General features: G+C 62.5%; 20 protein-coding genes. 10 read left to right on the top strand and 10 right to left on the bottom strand.

The window, feature by feature from the left end; genetic code table 11:
• The 6 genes from TRIHO_RS20930 to TRIHO_RS20905 form a co-directional block, all read left to right on the top strand.
• Nucleotides 1-478 (top strand): SH3 domain-containing protein (locus tag TRIHO_RS20930; RefSeq protein ID WP_068248423.1); only part of this gene is annotated, 478 nt, incomplete at its 5' end.
• 30 nt (nucleotides 479-508) lie between these two features.
• Complete coding sequence (locus TRIHO_RS20925) at nucleotides 509-1,339, top strand: SDR family NAD(P)-dependent oxidoreductase (RefSeq protein WP_068248422.1); 831 nt, start codon at nucleotides 509-511, stop codon at nucleotides 1,337-1,339.
• 66 nt (nucleotides 1,340-1,405) lie between these two features.
• Complete coding sequence (locus TRIHO_RS20920) at nucleotides 1,406-1,609, top strand: twin transmembrane helix small protein (protein WP_068248420.1); 204 nt, start codon at nucleotides 1,406-1,408, stop codon at nucleotides 1,607-1,609.
• Between the two features lie 3 nt (nucleotides 1,610-1,612).
• Nucleotides 1,613-2,185 (top strand): cob(I)yrinic acid a,c-diamide adenosyltransferase, encoded by a 573-nt coding sequence (locus TRIHO_RS20915; protein ID WP_068248419.1) that lies wholly within the window; start codon nucleotides 1,613-1,615, stop codon nucleotides 2,183-2,185.
• 285 nt (nucleotides 2,186-2,470) lie between these two features.
• Nucleotides 2,471-3,229 (top strand): electron transfer flavoprotein subunit beta/FixA family protein, encoded by a 759-nt coding sequence (locus tag TRIHO_RS20910; protein ID WP_068248417.1) that lies wholly within the window; start codon nucleotides 2,471-2,473, stop codon nucleotides 3,227-3,229.
• Nucleotides 3,229-4,158: an electron transfer flavoprotein subunit alpha/FixB family protein gene (locus TRIHO_RS20905; protein WP_068248413.1), complete on the top strand. Its 930-nt coding sequence runs from the start codon at nucleotides 3,229-3,231 to the stop codon at nucleotides 4,156-4,158. Before TRIHO_RS20910 ends, TRIHO_RS20905 begins: the two co-directional genes overlap by 1 nt.
• Before the next feature lie 254 nt (nucleotides 4,159-4,412).
• Here TRIHO_RS20905 and TRIHO_RS20900 read toward each other — a convergent pair whose 3' ends face one another.
• Nucleotides 4,413-5,237, bottom strand: coding sequence for a DUF6473 family protein (locus tag TRIHO_RS20900; protein ID WP_068248428.1), 825 nt, complete (start codon nucleotides 5,235-5,237; stop codon nucleotides 4,413-4,415).
• A 156-nt stretch (nucleotides 5,238-5,393) separates the two neighbouring features.
• On the opposite strand from TRIHO_RS20900, the gene TRIHO_RS20895 reads away from it, so the two are divergent.
• Entirely contained in the window at nucleotides 5,394-6,269 is an 876-nt protein-coding gene (locus tag TRIHO_RS20895) for a 3-hydroxybutyryl-CoA dehydrogenase (protein ID WP_068248411.1), read from the top strand.
• 337 nt (nucleotides 6,270-6,606) lie between these two features.
• Here TRIHO_RS20895 and TRIHO_RS20890 read toward each other — a convergent pair whose 3' ends face one another.
• From TRIHO_RS20890 to TRIHO_RS20860, 7 genes are all read right to left on the bottom strand, one after another.
• Nucleotides 6,607-7,512: a lysophospholipid acyltransferase family protein gene (locus tag TRIHO_RS20890; RefSeq protein WP_408646206.1), complete on the bottom strand. Its 906-nt coding sequence runs from the start codon at nucleotides 7,510-7,512 to the stop codon at nucleotides 6,607-6,609.
• 37 nt (nucleotides 7,513-7,549) lie between these two features.
• Entirely contained in the window at nucleotides 7,550-7,819 is a 270-nt protein-coding gene (locus TRIHO_RS20885; protein ID WP_068248405.1) for an HPr family phosphocarrier protein, read from the bottom strand.
• A complete protein-coding gene (locus TRIHO_RS20880) occupies nucleotides 7,820-8,227 on the bottom strand; it encodes a PTS sugar transporter subunit IIA (protein WP_068248404.1) in 408 nt (135 codons plus the stop codon).
• A 9-nt stretch (nucleotides 8,228-8,236) separates the two neighbouring features.
• On the bottom strand, nucleotides 8,237-9,091 hold the full coding sequence (gene rapZ, locus TRIHO_RS20875; RefSeq protein WP_068248425.1) for an RNase adapter RapZ: 855 nt from the start codon (nucleotides 9,089-9,091) through the stop codon (nucleotides 8,237-8,239).
• 67 nt (nucleotides 9,092-9,158) lie between these two features.
• Complete coding sequence (locus tag TRIHO_RS20870; protein WP_068248403.1) at nucleotides 9,159-9,611, bottom strand: HPr kinase/phosphorylase; 453 nt, start codon at nucleotides 9,609-9,611, stop codon at nucleotides 9,159-9,161.
• A 6-nt stretch (nucleotides 9,612-9,617) separates the two neighbouring features.
• Nucleotides 9,618-11,354 carry a sensor histidine kinase gene (locus tag TRIHO_RS20865; protein ID WP_068248401.1) on the bottom strand — a complete coding sequence of 579 codons (1,737 nt, stop codon included), beginning with the start codon at nucleotides 11,352-11,354 and terminating at the stop codon, nucleotides 9,618-9,620.
• A gap of 42 nt (nucleotides 11,355-11,396) precedes the next feature.
• The gene (locus TRIHO_RS20860) at nucleotides 11,397-12,098 is read right to left on the bottom strand and encodes a response regulator transcription factor (protein WP_068248400.1); all 702 of its coding nucleotides are present in this window, start codon (nucleotides 12,096-12,098) and stop codon (nucleotides 11,397-11,399) included.
• A 367-nt stretch (nucleotides 12,099-12,465) separates the two neighbouring features.
• Here TRIHO_RS20860 and TRIHO_RS20855 point away from each other — a divergent pair, with 367 nt between their 5' ends.
• Nucleotides 12,466-14,064, top strand: a complete 1,599-nt coding sequence (locus TRIHO_RS20855; protein WP_068248424.1) for a phosphoenolpyruvate carboxykinase — start codon at nucleotides 12,466-12,468, stop codon at nucleotides 14,062-14,064.
• A gap of 109 nt (nucleotides 14,065-14,173) precedes the next feature.
• Here TRIHO_RS20855 and TRIHO_RS20850 read toward each other — a convergent pair whose 3' ends face one another.
• Entirely contained in the window at nucleotides 14,174-14,857 is a 684-nt protein-coding gene (locus tag TRIHO_RS20850; protein ID WP_068248396.1) for an SGNH/GDSL hydrolase family protein, read from the bottom strand.
• Nucleotides 14,858-14,999: 142 nt separating this feature from the next.
• Complete coding sequence (locus TRIHO_RS20845; RefSeq protein ID WP_068248394.1) at nucleotides 15,000-16,685, bottom strand: acyl-CoA dehydrogenase family protein; 1,686 nt, start codon at nucleotides 16,683-16,685, stop codon at nucleotides 15,000-15,002.
• Between the two features lie 147 nt (nucleotides 16,686-16,832).
• Between TRIHO_RS20845 and TRIHO_RS20840 the strand changes: the two genes are divergently transcribed.
• Both TRIHO_RS20840 and TRIHO_RS20835 read left to right on the top strand, forming a co-directional pair.
• On the top strand, nucleotides 16,833-17,600 hold the full coding sequence (locus TRIHO_RS20840; RefSeq protein ID WP_068248393.1) for a sulfite exporter TauE/SafE family protein: 768 nt from the start codon (nucleotides 16,833-16,835) through the stop codon (nucleotides 17,598-17,600).
• A gap of 4 nt (nucleotides 17,601-17,604) precedes the next feature.
• The gene (locus tag TRIHO_RS20835; RefSeq protein ID WP_068248391.1) at nucleotides 17,605-18,528 is read left to right on the top strand and encodes a cation diffusion facilitator family transporter; all 924 of its coding nucleotides are present in this window, start codon (nucleotides 17,605-17,607) and stop codon (nucleotides 18,526-18,528) included.
• The last annotated feature ends 138 nt before the right edge of the window (nucleotides 18,529-18,666 follow it).

The following is an 18,666-nucleotide window of genomic DNA, read 5'->3' as shown; positions in this document are numbered from 1 at the left end:
ACCCGCCACAGCATCAGGCGACGCCAGCGGTCAGGTCGCCGACACCCACTCCGATACCGATACAGATACCGGCCCCGAGATGCGGGTCACCCTGCGCAACACCCCGACAAAAACCGGCACTGCACCCGCGCAGCCGCTTGGTCTGGCGATGTCCACTAACGGCCTGCAGATCGGATCGCTCCAGGGTGGGCTTGGCGCGATATCTGCGGCGGCGTCGGACACGACGCGCGGCAACAGCAGCGCCAAGGTTATTTCCTCGCCGCCCGCGCCACCACAGGATTTCCGCGAAATCCGCGCCTCCCGCGCCAATGTCCGTCTTGGCCCCAGCACCGAATTCCCGGTCATGGCACAGCTTCTGGCCGGAGATCGCGTGCGGGTTCTGGACGAAGACCCTTCGGGCTGGGCCTTGCTGGAAAATCCGCGCACCGGCGACGTCGGCTGGATTGCCGCTTCCCTGCTGAGCGCGAAAGGGTCATAACTCAGCCCCGACGACCTGTCTGGGGGCACAATGACCAAATCAATCCTGATCACCGGTTGCGCATCGGGCATCGGCCACGCCTGCGCGCTGCATATGCGCGCGGCCGGCTGGCGTGTCTTTGCCTCCTGTCGCCGCGCTGCGGATTGCGCCCGGATGCATGAACTTGGTTTTGACAGCCCGCGGATCGACTACACCGACGCCGACAGCATCCAAAGCGGCCTTGCCGAGGTACTTGCCAGCACCGGCGGCACGCTGGACGCGCTGTTCAACAACGGCGCATATGGCCTGCCCGGCGCGGTCGAAGACCTGCCGACTGCGGGCCTGCGGGAGATTTTCGAAACCAATTTCTTCGGCTGGCACGAACTGACCCGCCAGGTCATCCCGGTGATGCGGGCGCAGGGGCACGGGCGGATCGTGCAGAACTCGTCGGTTCTGGGGCTGGTCACCTACCCATGGCGCGGCGCCTATGCGGCGACGAAATTTGCCCTGGAGGGGCTGAGCGATACCCTGCGACTGGAACTGACGGGCAGTGGTATCCATGTCATCCTGATCGAACCCGGGCCGGTGACGTCGAAAATTCGCGAAAACTCCATTCCGCATTTCGAAACCCATATCGACTGGAAATCCTCCCCCCTGCGGGCGCTCTACGAGGCGAAGCTTCTGAAACGGCTCTATCAGTCCAGCGGGCCGGATGCCTTTGAACTGCCGCCCTCCGCCGTCGCCCAAAAGCTGGCCCGCGCGCTGACCGCCAAGCGTCCGCGCGCCCGCTACTATGTGACCACGCCGACCTATATCGCGGGCACCCTGCGCCGCATTCTGACAACACGGGCAATTGACCGCATTCTCCTGCGCTTTAAATAGTTGCATCCCGCCCGGACGCGGGCGGCACAGAGCGACCGCAACACAACACGAAGGACCAGAGACACAATGGGCTCTCCACTCTATATCTTGGGCATTCTGGCGATGGCTGCGGTGGCCGTGGTGCTGGCAATCGGCATCGGCGGGTTTGGCGTCGGTGGCGCATTCAACCACCGCAACGGCAATCGCATGATGCGGTTGCGGATTTTTTTCCAGTTTGTCGCCGTCGTCCTGATGGTCGCCTTTGCCTATTTCGCCGGAGGACGCAGCTAAGCCATGGTCGTTCTGAACAAGATCTACACCCGCACCGGCGACAAGGGCGATACCGCGCTTGGCAACGGATCCCGCGTTGCAAAACATTCCGCCCGTGTCACTGCCTATGGCACAACGGACGAGCTGAACGCCCAGGTCGGCGTGGCACGGCTGGTGGCCGAGGGCGCGCTGGACGCGGCCCTGGCCCGCATCCAGAATGACCTCTTTGACCTTGGCGCGGATCTCTGCCGCCCGGACATGGAACAGGACGCCAAGGCAGAATACCCGCCGCTGCGGATGGCCCAGTCGCAGGTCGACCGGCTCGAAGCGGAAATCGACGAGATGAACAAGGACCTCGCCCCGCTGCGCAGCTTTGTGCTGCCCGGCGGCAGTGCCCTTGCGGCCCACCTGCATGTCTGTCGCACCGTAGCGCGCCGGGCGGAACGGCTGACCACCGAACTTGCCACGCTGGAAAACGTCAACGCGCCGGCGTTGGTCTATCTCAACCGGCTGTCGGACTGGTTTTTCGTCGCCTCCCGCGCCGCCAACGACAATGGCAGCCAGGATGTGCTCTGGGTGCCGGGCGCCAATCGCTGACAGCGGCCGGGCACCGCACCCCGGGCCACCGCCGTCGATTCGGTCCCGTTGGCGCAAACACAACAACACGCTTCGCTGAGGCGGTGTTTTTTCGTGCGCTGCCCGTCCATTAGGCGATGAAAGTTCCGCAACGAAATTCCGCTTTCTTTTGCCGAACGCGACGTCGGAGAGCCAAAACGTGACGATTTTACCCTGTTGTCACACAGCGCGAGCCGGTATCAACACTCTCGAGAGCACTCATGGGGCCCGCCTTGATGGGACCCAATTGTTAAGGAGAAACGCCAAATGAAGGTACTCGTACCTGTCAAACGCGTGATTGACTACAACGTGAAGGTTCGCGTGAATGCGGACGGCAGCGGTGTTGATCTCGCCAACGTCAAAATGTCGATGAACCCTTTTGACGAGATTGCCGTCGAAGAAGCCATCCGGCTCAAGGAAGCAGGCAAGGCGGACGAAGTCGTCGCAGTGTCCATAGGCGTCGAGAAAGCGCAGGAAACCCTGCGCACCGCGCTCGCCATGGGTGCGGATCGCGCCATTCTGGTCGTGGCCGCCGATGACGTGCACACCGACATCGAACCGCTCGCCGTTGCCAAGATCCTTGCAAAGGTGGTCGAGGAAGAACAGCCCGGTCTGGTGCTGGCTGGCAAGCAGGCGATCGACAACGACATGAACGCCACCGGTCAGATGCTCTCTGCCCTTCTGGGTTGGTCGCAGGCGACTTTTGCCTCCGAGCTGGACATCGACGGCGACACCGCCAAGGTGACCCGCGAAGTGGACGGCGGCTTGCAGACGATCTCTGTCAAGATGCCGACCATCGTCACCGTTGATCTGCGCCTGAACGAGCCGCGTTATGCCTCGCTGCCGAACATCATGAAGGCCAAGAAAAAGCCGCTCGACAAGAAAACCGCCGCCGACTACGGCGTCGATGTCACCCCGCGCCTGACCGTGGTGGAGACCAAAGAGCCCGAGACCCGCGCCGCCGGTATCATCGTCGGCTCGGTTGACGAGCTGGTTGCGAAACTCAAAGATGCGGGGGCTGTGTAATGGCTGTTCTTCTCCTTGCCGAAGTGACCAATGGCGAACTGGCGATGGACGCCACCGCCAAGGCTGTCTCCGCCTCCAAATCGCTGGGTGATGTGACCGTTCTCTGCGCCGGGGCCTCTGCCGCTGCGGCCGGTGACGCCGCCGCCAAGATCGATGGCGTTGCCAAGGTTCTGGTTGCCGAAGACGACAGCCTCGGCCACCGTCTGGCGGAACCCACCGCCGCGCTGATCGCGGGCCTTGCCGGTGACTACAGCCACATCGTCGCGCCCGCGACCACTGATGCCAAGAACATCCTGCCCCGCGTCGCGGCTCTCCTCGATGTGATGGTGATCTCTGACGTGACCGCCGTGGTCGATGGCGATACCTTTGAACGTCCGATCTATGCCGGCAACGCGATCCAGGTGGTGAAATCCTCCGACGCGACAAAGGTGATTTCCTTCCGGACCTCCACCTTTGACGCTGCGGGCGAAGGCGGCTCTGCCTCGGTCGAGACCATCTCGGCCGCAGAAAACCCCGGCCTGTCCTCCTGGGTCGAAGACAAAGTCGCCGAAAGCGACCGCCCGGAGCTGACGTCGGCAGGCGTTGTTGTGTCCGGCGGCCGTGGCGTTGGGTCTGAGGAAGACTTCAAGATCATCGAAGCCCTTGCCGACAAACTCGGCGCGGCGGTTGGCGCATCCCGTGCGGCGGTTGACTCGGGCTTTGCCCCGAACGACTGGCAAGTGGGTCAGACCGGCAAAGTGGTGGCACCGGACCTTTATATCGCTGTCGGCATTTCCGGTGCGATCCAGCACCTTGCGGGCATGAAGGATTCCAAGATCATCGTCGCGATCAACAAGGACGAAGAAGCACCGATCTTCCAGGTCGCGGATTTTGGCCTTGTGGCGGACCTCTTCCAGGCGGTTCCGGAACTGACCGAGAAACTCGGCTGATCCCCGGCTGCCTGTTAAAGGCAGCACGCGACAACACAGGGCCCGCGTCTGGCGTGGGCCCTTTTCTATTTCGCGGGTTCTATGTTCTCCACTCGGTCGGCGCTTTTATCGCAACCTGCCTATTCCAAACTGCCAATCCAGCGCGCCGATCTCAGTCAGCCGATCCCGACATAGCAATCAGGTTTGTTGCGCGGCCCCTATCGCCCTTACAGCGCAACCACTGGGCGGTCCCGCGCCGACGCCCGGACGCGCCTTCAGGCGGCCGCCATCAGGCGCAGCAGGCGCGCCGCCACCGCATCTGCAATGCGATCATGTTCCTTGGGGCCGACCATCAGCCGGGCCGTCGGCAGATCCATCGGACCAAAGACCATCCCCGGCACATCCTGCGCTTGCCCCGCAGTTGACACGTCCAGCTCGATCACATCCAGCACACGCCCCCGCAGCGCCTCGACCATCTCCGGCTTGATCAATGTTGGCGACGGGCCGAGCGTCTCTGTCGCCCCCATGTCGTACCGCAACCAAAGCAACACGACACGTCCCTCCAGTGCGGTAATCAGCCGTCCCATGCGGGTCAGCCAGGTTTCCTGCAGATCACTGCACACCCGGGCGAACCGGTCCTCAGATATTTTTCGCAGCGAGGTCAGCAGATGTTTGTTGAAATGATAGTCGGTAAAATCGACCTCGGGGTAGAGATGCGTCAAACTCTCGTAGGCGCGCAGGAACCTGTCATTGCGCCGTGGATGCACCTTATAGAAACTGTTGGTGAGGTTCTGGGCCCCCATGACCTGCAGGATCGTCAGATCACCGGCTGTTGCGATATCCAGGAGCGACGAATCGTGCAGAAAGGCATCCACCCCGGCATTGATGCTGCCCAGATTGATACAAGCCACCCCAACCTGATTTTCCGCCCCCTGCGGAAAGGGGCGTTCGACAAACCGCCCGAAGACTTCGGTTCCACCTAGAAAACTGATATAAGGGCCACGCAACTCCCGCGCGGGGCCTCGAACGCGCAGTCTGGACTCGCCATAACTGCATAACTCGCTCACAAGCGCGTCGGCGCTTTTGAGTTCATAGCTCATGTCTTCCACCACTTTTTCACCCAAGTGCCATACTGGCGTCAGAATCTTTCCAAACTGCTAATTGGCAATTTTGCTGAAAACCGCGCCTATTGCCTTGTTTCTGCAGTCGCGAAGCCGGTAGTATCCCGCCGCAGGCACAACGAAAGGCCATCCATTATGGACGTGAAACAAGTCGGGATTATCGGTGCAGGTCAGATGGGCAATGGCATTGCTCACGTCATGGCGCTTGCCGGATTTCATGTTGTTCTCAATGACATAAGCCAGCAATCGCTCGACAATGCACTGTCGCTGATCCAAAAGAATCTGTCGCGTCAGGCCAGCCGTGGCAAGATCACCGAGGCCGAGGTCGCGGACGCCATGGGGCGGATCTCAACCACGCTGGTCTTGGCGGATCTTGGCAAGACCGATCTGGTGATCGAGGCCGCGACCGAACGCGAGAGCGTTAAACAAGCAATTTTCGAGGATCTTTTGCCGCACCTGCAGCCGCATACGATTCTCACCTCCAACACCTCGTCCATTTCGATCACCCGACTGGCCAGCCGGACCGACCGCCCCGAGCGTTTCATGGGGTTCCACTTCATGAACCCGGTGCCCGTCATGCAGCTGGTCGAGTTGATCCGCGGCATTGCCACCGATGAGGAGACGTTCAAGACCTGCCAGGCCGTGGTCGCAAAGCTCGGCAAAACCTCTGCCAGCGCCGAGGATTTCCCCGCCTTCATCGTCAACCGGATCCTGATGCCGATGATCAACGAGGCGGTCTATACGCTCTACGAGGGGGTCGGCTCCGTCCGCTCCATCGACGAGTCGATGAAACTGGGCGCCAATCACCCGATGGGGCCGCTGGAACTGGCGGATTTCATCGGCCTGGACACCTGTCTGGCGATCATGAACGTGCTGCACGACGGGCTGGCGGACACCAAATACCGCCCCTGCCCGCTGTTGACCAAATACGTCGAGGCCGGCTGGCTGGGCCGCAAGACACAGCGCGGCTTTTACGACTACCGGGGCGATGAACCCGTCCCCACCCGCTGAGCTGCTGCTTCGGAGCCCTCATCGCCTGAGCCCGCGCGGACAGGCGATGGCGCGGCCTGCAAGATAAATCGCGGAGGCTCCGCATGGGGCCGCAGGCCACAGGGGAAACCGCTATTTCTCTTGTCGGGACGGGGCAGCGTCTGTCAGCCCCGGATCAGGTGATGAGGGCGGCGCGGCTGCTGCTTTGGTGACTCGGAAGCTGACACAGCTCCTCTCACTAGCCGGATCAAGCGTTCGGATCACAACAGCTGGAGCCAAGCGACTGCATGCCGCCACGGAGGCCGGTCAACTAGGCTCCCCGCAACGGGATCCTATATCCGATTGAAACCGGTCTGCGTCAGCGTTTCTTGCCCAGGCTCAGCGTATGGTCGCGCAACCACGCCATGAACCCACGCGGGTCGGTATGCATCCGTTGCATCTGCGCGTCGGTCAACGGCTCACCGACCACCGGTTTTTGCGGCTTGTTGCAGGATCGCACGATCTCGTGCAGCAACAGCCCCTGGCGCAGGATCGACGACACCCGGCAGGCAATCAGATAGGCGCGCGAATTGCGGCCCGGGAAAAACATCGGCACCACCCGCGCGCCCGATCGGCGGATCAGCTGCGCGGTGAACACGTTCCACTCCCGCTCGACCGCGGGGCCGAACCAACTGTCCGACGACATCACGACACCCGAGGGAAACAGCGCCACAACGCCGCCCGCTTTCAGATGCGCCATCGCGCTTGCCCGCATTTCGACCATCTTGCGTTGCGCTTCGGGATCGTGGGGAAAGGGCACCGGGATCATGAAGGAAGTCGCCGCCTCGTCCAGACCGGTCAGAACCGAGCGTGTCAGGATCCGATAGTCCAGCCGCCGTCGGCCGATCAGCTCGGCAAAGATCATGCCATCGACCATGCCATGCGGGTGATTTGCCACCACCACCACGGGTCCCGTTTCCGGAATGCGCATGATCTGGTCTTCGGGGGTCTGCAGCTCGATCCCCATCACATCCAGCGCCCCGCGCCAGAAGTTGTTGCCCCGGTAGTCGGCATTGGTCTTTTCAAACTTCGACACCATCCGCAGAATGGTGAACTTACCGGTCAGCCACTCCAGCGTGCGGATCGCCAGCGAGGTCCAGTAGTCGTCAAAGGAGTTGGCATAGGTCAGGGTACGGCGATCATAAATCTCGTTCGCCGCCGGTGCCGGTGTCTGAGGCGCTCGCGGAGCGAGGCTCGAATTGTTGTTGTGCGCTGTGTCAGCCACTTTCACCTGTCCCGTTTTTCTGGACCGTTTCGATAGACTAATAGCCTTCACCGAATTTGTCAGCCACCAAGGCTTCTACGGCGAGGGCCAGCGCATCGGCGTCCGGTCCCGAGGTTTCGACGTCAATAGTCGTTCCTTTCGAGGCTGCCAACATCAAAAGCCCCATGATGCTGTCCCCCGAAGCGGACAAACCATCCTTGATGACTTCGGCGCTGGCATCGAAACCCTCGACCACCTCGACCAATTTTGCGGACGCCCGGGCGTGCAGGCCCTTCTCGTTGATTATTCTTAGTGATTTTCGAGCCATCTATTCTGCCGCATCCCCTTCAGGGTTCACATTCTGGGAGTTGATATATTTCCGCCCCGCCTCCAGGGCATGGCGCACCGCATCCGGCACCTCAAGATGGCGCGACTTCGCCAACTTGATCAGCATCGGCAGGTTCGCGCCATAGAGAATGCGCCGATTGACCGGCGCGCAGGCCCGCAGACTGAGGTTAGAGGGGCTCCCGCCAAAGAGATCCGTCACCACGACCACGCCGCCTCCGACATCCACCGCATTTGCCGCGGTGCAGATCTCCTGTTCCTTGGCGACACGGTCGTCTTCAGGGCCGATAGCGATCGCCATCAGCGCGGGCTGAGGCCCGACGACATGTTCGACGGCGGCCAGGTATTCCCGAGCCAACCCTCCGTGTGCGACGATCACGATCCCGATCAAGCGGTTCTCTCACTTCAATTGCTGGCCAGGCAGCTCGCGGTGCCTAATTGACACCCGCTGCCCTTCGCGCGCAAGGGCCTTTGCGAGGGTTTCCGCCAGAGTGACCGACCGATGTTGGCCGCCGGTACACCCAAAGGCGATTGATAGATGCGATTTTCCCTCTGCGCGGTAGGCCGGCAGGAGGGATTGGGTCAGATCCAGTATGCGGTCAAAGAATCCCTGGTACTTCTCATCCGCCCGCACATAGTCCTGCACCACCCCGTCGCGCCCGTCATGGGCGCGCAGATCTGGCTGCCAATAGGGATTGGCCAGAAACCGGCAGTCAAAGACCATATCGACATTGCGGGGGATGCCGCGTTTGTAGGAAAAACTATGCAGCGCCACGGCCAGGCTGTGGCCCGCCGGCGCAAAGAGCCGCTCGACCTCAGCCCGCAACTGATGCACGTTCAGCTCCGTCGTGTCGATGACCAGGTCCGCCTGCTCGCGCACCGGCTGCAACAGGTCCAACTCGCGCGACACGCCCACTTCAGGGCTTTCAGCGGGGGCCAGCGGGTGGCGCCGCCGGGTTTCCGAAAAACGGCGCAACAAGACTTCGGGATCGGCATCCAGGTAGAGAACGGTGGTCACGAAACTCTGCCGGGCCGACAGCATATCCATCACGTCCAACAGCGCCTCGGTGGAGAAATCCCGGTTCCGCGGGTCCAGACCCAGCACCATGGGCCGGTCCACCCCGCCGCCATCGACAAGGCCGGGCACCAGCCGCAGGGGCAGGTTGTCAATCGCTTCAAAGCTCATGTCTTCCAGCACGTTGAGCGCGGTGGTGCGGCCCGCCCCCGAGGGGCCGGTGACCAGCACCAGCGGCAACCGCCCCGGCGTCGGATCCGTTGTGTCGCCGCATGTGTCGGGCGCGGCGTCAGGACTGTGTTGAACCTCAGTCAGGGTCAAGAACTCCGCCTTTCAGATACTGAATCAGGGCTGCTGGAAAATGGGCGCTGTCGACGCGCCCTAGCCGCGGCAGCGCAATTCCCATCAGCTGCTCTTCTACGTGGCGCGGAAGCCGCTCTGTTTCAAGCACGCTCATATCGACAATAACGCAGAGTTGTACCTCCGACACGGCCTCCGCCTGCAGCAAACCGACCCCGCGCGCCTCGATCAGGCCGAAAATCGCTGCCGGAGCCCGCGCAAACACCTGCGCGCCACGGCGGTGCACTTCTGTTCGGTCGTCGGCCACCAGGGCGGCCCCGCGCGCCATCAGCTCCAACGCCAGCGCCGACTTGCCGCTCCCCGATGGGCCCCGGATAAGAACCCCACGCCCCGCAAGGGAAACGCAACTGGCATGCAGGATGTCCGGCCCGGAGGTGCGGGGCGGCGCGGCGGCGGTCATCGCCGGTCAGACCGGCAGGCCGACCACAAACCGCGCGCCAAGGGGTTCTGACGTGATGTCGGCTTGGGTCGGGCGAATGTTTTCGGCCCAGATCACCCCGCCATGCGCCTCGACAATCTGCTTGGAGATCGCAAGACCCAGACCGGAGTTGTTGCCGAAATGCTCGTCCGGGCGCTGGGAGTAAAATCTGTTGAAAATCTTCGACAACGCCTGTTCGGGGATGCCCGGACCGGTGTCCTCGACCACGATCAGCACGCGATTGTCGCGGCGCCGGGCCCAGACTCGAATGGCATCGCCCTCTTCGCAAAAGGAGATCGCATTGGTGATCAGGTTCACAAAGACCTGCGCCAACCGTGCCTCCAGGCCGCGAATCATGATCGGTTCGTTTGGCAGTTCGGTGATATAGTCGATGGCCTGGCTGCGGGCATCTTCGCCCAGATACTGGTTCAGATTGCCGAGCATGGTCAGCAGGTCAAAGTCCTCCTCTTCTTCCTTGACCAGCTCCGCATCCAGCCGCGACGCATTGGAGATATCACTCACCAAGCGGTCGAGCCGTCGCACATCATGTTCAATCACTTCCATCAGCTTCTCCCGCTGGTCCTCCCGGTGAACCATCCTTAGCGTGCCGACGGCTGATTGCAGACTGGCCAGAGGGTTCTTGATCTCATGTGCCACATCAGCTGCAAATTGTTCGTTACTATCGATCCGATTATAGAGCGCTTTTACCATCCCCCGCAGCGCGCGGCTCAGCCGGCCGATCTCGTCAGGCCGCGCGGAGAGGTCCGGAATGCGGATGCGACCCGGTTTTACCCGTTCGCGGTTGCGATCGCGGCCCAGCTCTGCCGCCTCAGCCAGATCCGCCAGCGGATTGGCGATGGTGGAGGCCAGAACCAGGCTCAGCCCCACCGACACCAGCAAGGCCACCACGAACATCTGCAGCACCCGCTCGCGCTCCGTGCGCACCAAAGTGTCGATTTCGCCGGTGGCGGAGGTCATCACCAGGACGCCGGCCGCCTGCCCCTGATGGAGGATCGGTGTTGCCGCCGCGTAGACCGTGCCGCCTGCCGTGTCCGGCACGGCCGCGACCTGGGTGCCGGCGCTCAGCGCGCGCTGCGTCAGGTCGGTCAGCTGTGCCTCGTTGACTTCGATCACCACGGGCGGCGTGCCATCACGGTCGCCGCCCCCAATTGCCGTCAGCAGCGAGGTCAGCGCATCGGTGATCAGGGTGCGGCCCTGATCGTTTTCGTTCAACCGGTTCAGGGCATCGGACCGCATCACCCCGCGCTGCTGATCCAGCAAGGCCAGCGAGGTGTCGTAGATGAAAACCTCGACCCCGCCGCGCAGCGACAGGTTCGCAAGCGTCTGGCCGACGTCGATACCGGTATCGGTGGTCAGGCTGACAGAGCTGGTTTCCGGCAATTGCGCCTCAAACACATCCGCCGCCAGCATCGCTTCGGAGACCAGGGTGCCAAGCCGCTGCTGCACCAGGCTCTGACGGGCAGAGTTCAGCGACAGGATGCCACCGACCAGGATGATCAGCGCAATCAGGTTGAAGGTGATGATCTTGCGCGTCAACGGCGAGCCGCGCAGAGAGAACATGCCCCGGCGTTCCCGTTTGGCGCGCATCTCGCGACCAACCGTCTGTTCCGGCGCGACCCAGTCGTCGCCCAGAACCACATCACCGGAGCGGCGCGCGTCCTGTTCCGATTGCCGGTAGATATCCGTCATCCCTGCATCGCGCATGCGCGCTTGCCTCCGCTGAAGTGCACCCGCAGACCGAGGGGCCTATTCTTCATTGTAGCGGTAGCCGATCCCATAAAGGGTTTCGATCGCCGCGAAATCCGGGTCGGCGCTGCGCATTTTCTTGCGCAGACGCTTGATATGGCTGTCGATGGTCCGGTCGTCGACATAGACCTGATCGTCATAGGCCACATCCATCAGCTGGTCGCGGCTTTTGACAAATCCGGGCCGTTGCGCCAGCGCCTGCAGCAGCAGGAATTCGGTCACGGTCAAGGAGACATCCTGCCCCTTCCAGCTGACCGCGTGACGCAGCGGGTCCATCCGCAGCTCGCCGCGCTCCATCACCTTGGTTTCCGGGGCGGTGCCGACCTCGTCCGTCGCGACCGCTTCCTGACGTCGCAGCAGGGCGCGGATACGCTCAACCAGAAGCCGTTGCGAGAAGGGTTTCTTGACGTAGTCGTCCGCCCCCATGCGCAGGCCCAGCACCTCGTCGATTTCGTCATCCTTGGAGGTGAGGAAGATCACCGGCATCTTGGATTTCTGGCGCAGACGCTGCAACAGATCCATGCCATCCATCCGCGGCATCTTGATATCAAGTACCGCCATGTCCGGCAGACGTTTGTTGAAGGCGTCAAGCGCGGCCTGACCGTCATTGTAGGTCTCGACCTCGAACCCCTCGGCCTCCAGTGTCATCGACACCGAGGTCAGGATGTTCCTGTCGTCATCGACCAAAGCAATCTTCGACATTGGATTTTGCCCTTATCTGCTCATTATTCGTTTGTTTTACGTCCTTTGTCGCTTGGAAGACGCGGCGAATCAATCCCCGATTAACGAATCGGGCGAAATCTTGGCGCTCATTGACGCAAAAATGTCTTAGTAATCGTTAAAGACCGCCGCGTGAAACAGCCGTGACGGCTCTGTGAAACAGGTGGTGGCGCTAAAGGTTCCGGTGGTTGCGCTAACTGCACCAAAGCCTCCTGTTCATCTTGCAAAACCTCATGTTAAGACCCGCAGGGAGGGTGCTAAAGTTGCACTCCGGTGCCCTTTGGCGCAGCGTTATTTCTTTGCGGCCCCTGTGCGAAGCAACATGGCCGACACCCAGGAGAGAAAAAAGATGACATCTGGACGGGTAAACCCGCAATTCCGCCTCGAGGATCAAGGCATCGAGGGTCTGGGCAATGTCTATTACAACCTCATGGAACCCGCGCTGGTCGAAGCGGCCCTTGGTCGCGGCGAAGGCACCCTTGGCAAGGGCGGCGCGTTCCTGGTGACCACCGGCAAGTTCACCGGCCGTTCGCCCAAGGACAAACATGTGGTCAAAACCGACAGCGTCGCCGACACCATCTGGTGGGAAAACAACGCCGAGATGAGCCCGGAGGGCTTTGACGCGCTCTACCTGGACATGCTGGAGCACATGAAGGGCCGCGATTATTTCGTTCAGGACCTCGTGGGCGGCGCCGACCCGGTGCATGCGATCAACGTCCGCATGGTCACTGAACTGGCCTGGCACAGCCTGTTCATCCGCCACCTGCTGCGCCGTCCCGACCGCGAGGATCTGGATGATTTCACCGCTGATTTCACCATCGTCAACTGCCCGTCCTTCAAGGCCGATCCAAAGAAACACAACTGCCGCACGGACACCGTGATCGCGATGAATTTCGACCGCAAGCTGATCCTGATCGGCGGCACCGAATATGCGGGCGAAAACAAGAAATCCGTCTTTACCCTGCTGAATTACCTGTTGCCGGAAAAAGGCATCATGCCGATGCATTGTTCTGCCAACCACGCCAAGGGCAACCCGGTGGACACGGCCGTGTTCTTCGGCCTGTCCGGCACCGGCAAGACCACGCTCTCGGCCGACCCGGACCGGGTGCTGATCGGCGATGACGAGCATGGCTGGGCCTCCAACGGCACTTTCAATTTCGAGGGGGGCTGTTACGCCAAGACCATCAGCCTCAACCCCGAGGCAGAGCCGGAAATCTATGCCACCACTGAAAAATTCGGCACCGTAATCGAAAACATGGTCTTCGACCCCGAAACCTTTGATCTGGATTTCGAGGACGACAGCCTGACCGCCAACATGCGCTGCGCCTACCCGCTGCATTATATCTCCAATGCATCGACCTCGGCACGGGGCGGCCACCCCAAGAACATCATCATGCTGACCTGTGATGCGTTCGGCGTGCTGCCCCCCATCGCGCGGCTGACCCCGGCGCAGGCCATGTATCACTTCCTGTCGGGATTCACCTCCAAGGTGGCCGGGACCGAACGTGGCGTGACCGAACCGGAACCGACCTTCTCCACCTGCTTCGGGGCGCCCTTCATGCCGCGCCGTCCCGAGGTCTACGGCAACCTGCTGCGTGAAAAAATCGCCCAGCACGGCGCGACCTGCTGGCTGGTCAACACCGGCTGGACCGGCGGCGCCTATGGCACCGGTTCGCGGATGCCGATCAAGGCCACCCGCGCCCTGCTGACGGCGGCGCTGGATGGCTCGCTGGCGAATGCCGAATTCCGCAAGGACCCGCATTTCGGCTTTGACGTGCCGGCCACCGCGCCGGGCGTGGCAGAGATCCTGCTGGATCCGCGCCGCACCTGGGATGACAAGGCGTCCTATGATCGCCAGGCCGAAAAGCTGGTGCAGATGTTCTCGGACAACTTCGAGCAATACGTGCCCTTTATCGACGACGACGTAAAAGCCGCCGCGATCTGCTGATTGCCACTGGCGCGTCAGCCGAAAACACAAAAGCCCTCGCATCTGCGGGGGCTTTTTTCATGTGGGGCCAGGGCAACCGGCTCCTCGCCTGCGACACCCGTGGCGGCCCTCAGCGTGCCGCCTCTATGGTCGCGGCGATCCGCTGGCCGATCAGCCGGCTGGCCTTGGGCGAGGGATGCACACGATCCAGCGCGTGAAAGCTCAGATCGCCATCGGGCACCAGATCGGCAAAGGGCAGGAAGGTCACCCCTGCATCCGCCGCCGCCATCGCGGCAAGCCGGGCATCCAGAATGTCGCCCTCGTCGCGGCAGCCTGAAATCGGCGAGGACCGGCCAGGCACCCGCAGATAGCCGATGTAAATCACCCGCGCGCCGTTTCGCCGGATCCGCTGCACCAGCTCGGCAATTTCGCCCGCCGCGCCATCCGCCGAGATCATCCGGTCCAGCTTGGCATCGCAAGAGTCGCAGCCACAGCCCAGCCACAGGTCATTGCCGCCGCCATTGACGATCACCCAGTCCCAGCTGCCGCCGCGATATTGCTTTGGAATGCTCAACCCCGCCGCGCCGGTGACAGGCAGGCGATAGATCATCCGCGCGCCGGAGACCGCGCGATCAACAACCGGTTCCGCCAGTGTCTCGGCCACCACATCCGGGATCGACTGCCCCACCAGCCCGTTCCACGCCATCATGGAATCGCCAATGGCCAGGATACGTGACCCACGTCCCCCGGGGCTGTCACCACAAGCCATGAGGAAAGAGCAAAGACCGAAAAGCAGGACAAGAAGACGCATCATACCCCGCTTCATAACACGAGAATGGGCGCAGGGCAGGTCAAAGTCGCGCGCCCGGCCCTGTCACAGCCCGTTGCCACCGTGGCAGGCGGCCCTTCACCGCCTGACCTGTGGCCCCGGTACCAGTATCGGTATCGGTGAAAGGCTACGCCAGCAGACGCCGCGCGATCACCTGCGCCTGAATTTCCGCCGCCCCTTCAAAGATATTGAGGATGCGCGCATCGCACAGCACCCTTGAGATCTTGTACTCCAGCGCAAACCCGTTGCCGCCATGGATCTGCAATCCATTGTCCGCCGCCGCCCAGGCAACCCGCGCCCCCAACAGCTTTGCCATTCCGGCCTCAAGATCGCAGCGCTGGCCGTGATCCTTTTCCCAGGCGGCAAAATAGGTCAACTGCCGGGCCACCATGACCTCCACCGCCATCATCGCCAGTTTCGACGACACGCGGGGGAAGTTGATCAGCGATTTGCCGAACTGCTTGCGGTCCTGGGCATATTGCATGGAGATATCCAGCGCCGATTGCGCCACCCCAATCGCCCGCGCCGCGGTCTGGATGCGGGCGCTCTCAAAGGTCTCCATCAGCTGTTTGAACCCTTTGCCCTCCTCGCCGCCCAGAAGGTTCTCGCCCTTGACGTGGAACCCATCAAAGCCCAGCTCGTATTCCTTCATGCCGCGATAGCCGAGCACTTCGATCTCGCCCCCCGTCATGCCCTCGGTCGGGAATGGGGTGTCATCGGTGCCGGGGGTTTTCTCGGCGAGAAACATCGACAGGCCGCGATGATCGGTGGAGTCGGGATCGGTGCGCGCCAGCAGGGTCATCACATGGGTGCGGGCGGCATGGGTGATCCAGGTCTTGTTGCCGGTGACCTTGTAATCGCCGTTGTCGTCCTTCACCGCACGGGTGCGCAGCGACCCAAGATCGGAACCGGTGTTCGGCTCGGTGAAAACAGCCGTTGGCAGGATCTCGGCGCTGGCGATCTTCGGCAGCCAGTTTTCCTTCTGCGCGTCGGTGCCGCCCGCCAGGATCAGCTCGGCGGCGATCTCGGACCGTGTGCCGAGGCTGCCAACACCGATATAGCCCCGCGACAGTTCTTCGGAAACCACGCACATCGAGGCTTTGGACAGGCCAAATCCGCCGAATTCCTCCGGAATGGTCAAGCCAAAGACGCCCATCTCGGCCAGCTCTTCGATCACCTCCATGGGGATCAACTCGTCCTTCAGATGCCAGTCATGGGCAAAGGGTTCGACCTTCTCCTGGGCGTAGCGGCGGAACTGGTCGCGGATCATCTCCAGCTCTTCGTCCAGGCCAGAAGCCCCGAACATGGTGCTGCCCGCGCGCGCCTCCATCAGCGCGACCAGCCGCACCCGCGCCGCCTGCGTATTGCCCGACTGGGTCAGCGTCATCACCGCCGGCGCCATCATCGCCCGCTGGTCGTCCTGGCTCAGCCCCAGATCCTGCAGTCGCAGGATCTCGCCCTGGTTCATTTGGATGCCGCCATAAATCTGCCAGAGATACTCGCCAAAGGCGATCTGGTGGATCAATTGCTCCATCTCGCCAAAGTTGCCCTCGGCCGAAAGCGCCGTCGCCCAGCGGTGCATCTGCCGCAGCGCGTAGACATAGGTCGCCAGCCACGCCAGCCCATGGGCGGCATATTGGTGCTCCTCCACCAGCTTGCCAGAGACCCGGTCGCCCTCGGTGACCAGCGCCCGCACCCGCGCGGTCGCGGTGTCCAGCAGCTGGTCCAGCGGCGCCAGCGTGTCCTGTGTCAAGCTCAGAAGATCCGGGTGCAGCGTCGGGGTCATTTCGAGGTCCTGTCCGTCATGGGGCATGAATCACATCCTCTTCAAGGTTGCTTGGTGATAGGCCACTTTGCAGGTGCAGCGCAACAAAAAACCCTAACGAGCGCGGAAATCGTTCAATAATTACCTTTACGTTTTGGCGGTGCAGCGCCGTCCGGATGTGGTAATGGCAGGGCCATGATAGATCTCGTTCCCTTTCTCGCGCCCGCAGGATTTGTGCTGGCCTTTGTCATCGCCCTGATCGCCGGCACCATCAAAGGCCTTGTGGGCTTTGCCATGCCGATGATCATGGTCTCTGGTCTCAGTTCCATCATGGCGCCCGATCTGGCGCTGGCGGGATTGATTCTCCCCACCTTGGTCACCAACGGGTTTCAGGCCCTGCGCCAGGGACCGCGCGCCGCCTGGGAATCGATGCAGCGGTTTCGCGCCTTCCTGCTGGTGGGCGGCCTGTTCCTGCTGCTCAGCGCGCAGCTGGTGCGGGTTCTGCCCGCCCAGGTGATGCTCTTGATCATTGGCGCGCCGATCACGCTTTTTGCACTGACGCAGCTGATGGGCAAACAGCTGGTGCTGCACTCCCCGTCGCGCCGGGTGGAAATCGGCGTCGGCGCGTTTGCCGGTTTCATCGGCGGTTTTTCCGGCATCTGGGGGCCGCCGACAGTGGCCTATCTGACCGCCCTCGGCACCGAAAAGAAAGAACAGATGCGCGTCCAGGGGGTGATCTACGGCCTTGGCGCGGTGGCCCTGTTCTTTGCCCATGTCGGCTCTGGCGTGATGCGGGCCGAGACGTTGCCGTTTTCGGTGCTGATGATCGTGCCGGCGCTGTTGGGCATGTGGGTCGGCGGGCGGCTGCAGGACAAGATCGACCAGCAGGGGTTTCGCCGCGCGACCCTGTTTGTGCTGCTCATCGCCGGGCTGAACCTGCTGCGCCGGGCGCTGGTGGGCTGACCGGATGCCCTTTGGCCTCAGCACCCGGCTGACCGCCAGCCAGATCGCCAGCGGCACCATCGCCGTGTCGGTTCTGGTTCTGGTGCTAAAGCTCGCAGCCTGGGCCCTGACCGGCTCAGTCGCCCTGTTTTCGGACGCGATGGAAAGCCTGGTCAATGTCTCCGCCGCCGTGCTGGCCTGGTTTGCGGTGCGCTATGCTGAACGGCCCGCAGACGACGGGCATCCCTTCGGGCATCACAAGGCAGAGTATTTCTCTGCGGTGATCGAGGGCATCATGATCATTCTCGCCGCGGTTCTGATCGTGGATCAGGCGATCGCGGCCCTGGTCACCGGCGCCACGGCGGACCTGTCGCCGCTGGCCCTTGCGGTGAACGGGCTCGCGCTTGCGATCAATCTCCTGTGGGCGCAGGTCCTGTTGCGCGCCGGCAGCCGGCTCAGCTCGCCCGCCTTTGCCGCCGGTGGCCGCCACCTGATGAGCGACGTGTGGACCTCGGCCGGGGTGATGGCGGGGCTGGTGCTGGTGCTCCTGACCGGCTGGCGCCTGCTGGACCCGATCCTGGCGCTGCTGGTGGCCGTGAACATCCTGCGCGAAGGGCTGCATGTGGTCTCGGTCTCGGTCGATGGGCTGATGGACAAGGCCGCCTCGCCCGAAGAACAGGACAAGATCCGCGCGGTGATCCTCGGCTCCGGCGGCGGGGCGCTGCAGATCCACGACATCAAGACCCGCCGCGCCGGCAAGGCGATTTTTGTCGAATTCCACATGGTCGTCGACGGCGCCATGACCGTGGCCGAGGCACATGACATCTGCGACCGGCTCGAAGACGAAATCGAGGCCACCCTGCCCGGCGTCCATGTCACCATCCACGTCGAACCCGAGCACAAGCTGGAAGACAGCGGGCTGGAACCCTCTCCGCCCGAGATGCCCTGAGCGAACGCCCGCACAAGGCGGGCGATAGCAGCGGCGGCACCAGGACCAACACTGCGGCAAACACCGCGGAACGCGTCGCTCGTAGCGGCCGGTCAGGAGGGGTTGCGCTGCGCTCCGCGCATCGCGGTGGGCGGGGGC

The organism is Tritonibacter horizontis (genome assembly GCF_001518015.1).
Classification (GTDB): Bacteria; Pseudomonadota; Alphaproteobacteria; order Rhodobacterales; family Rhodobacteraceae; genus Epibacterium; species Epibacterium horizontis.
This window is presented reverse-complemented; position numbering and strand designations above follow the sequence as displayed.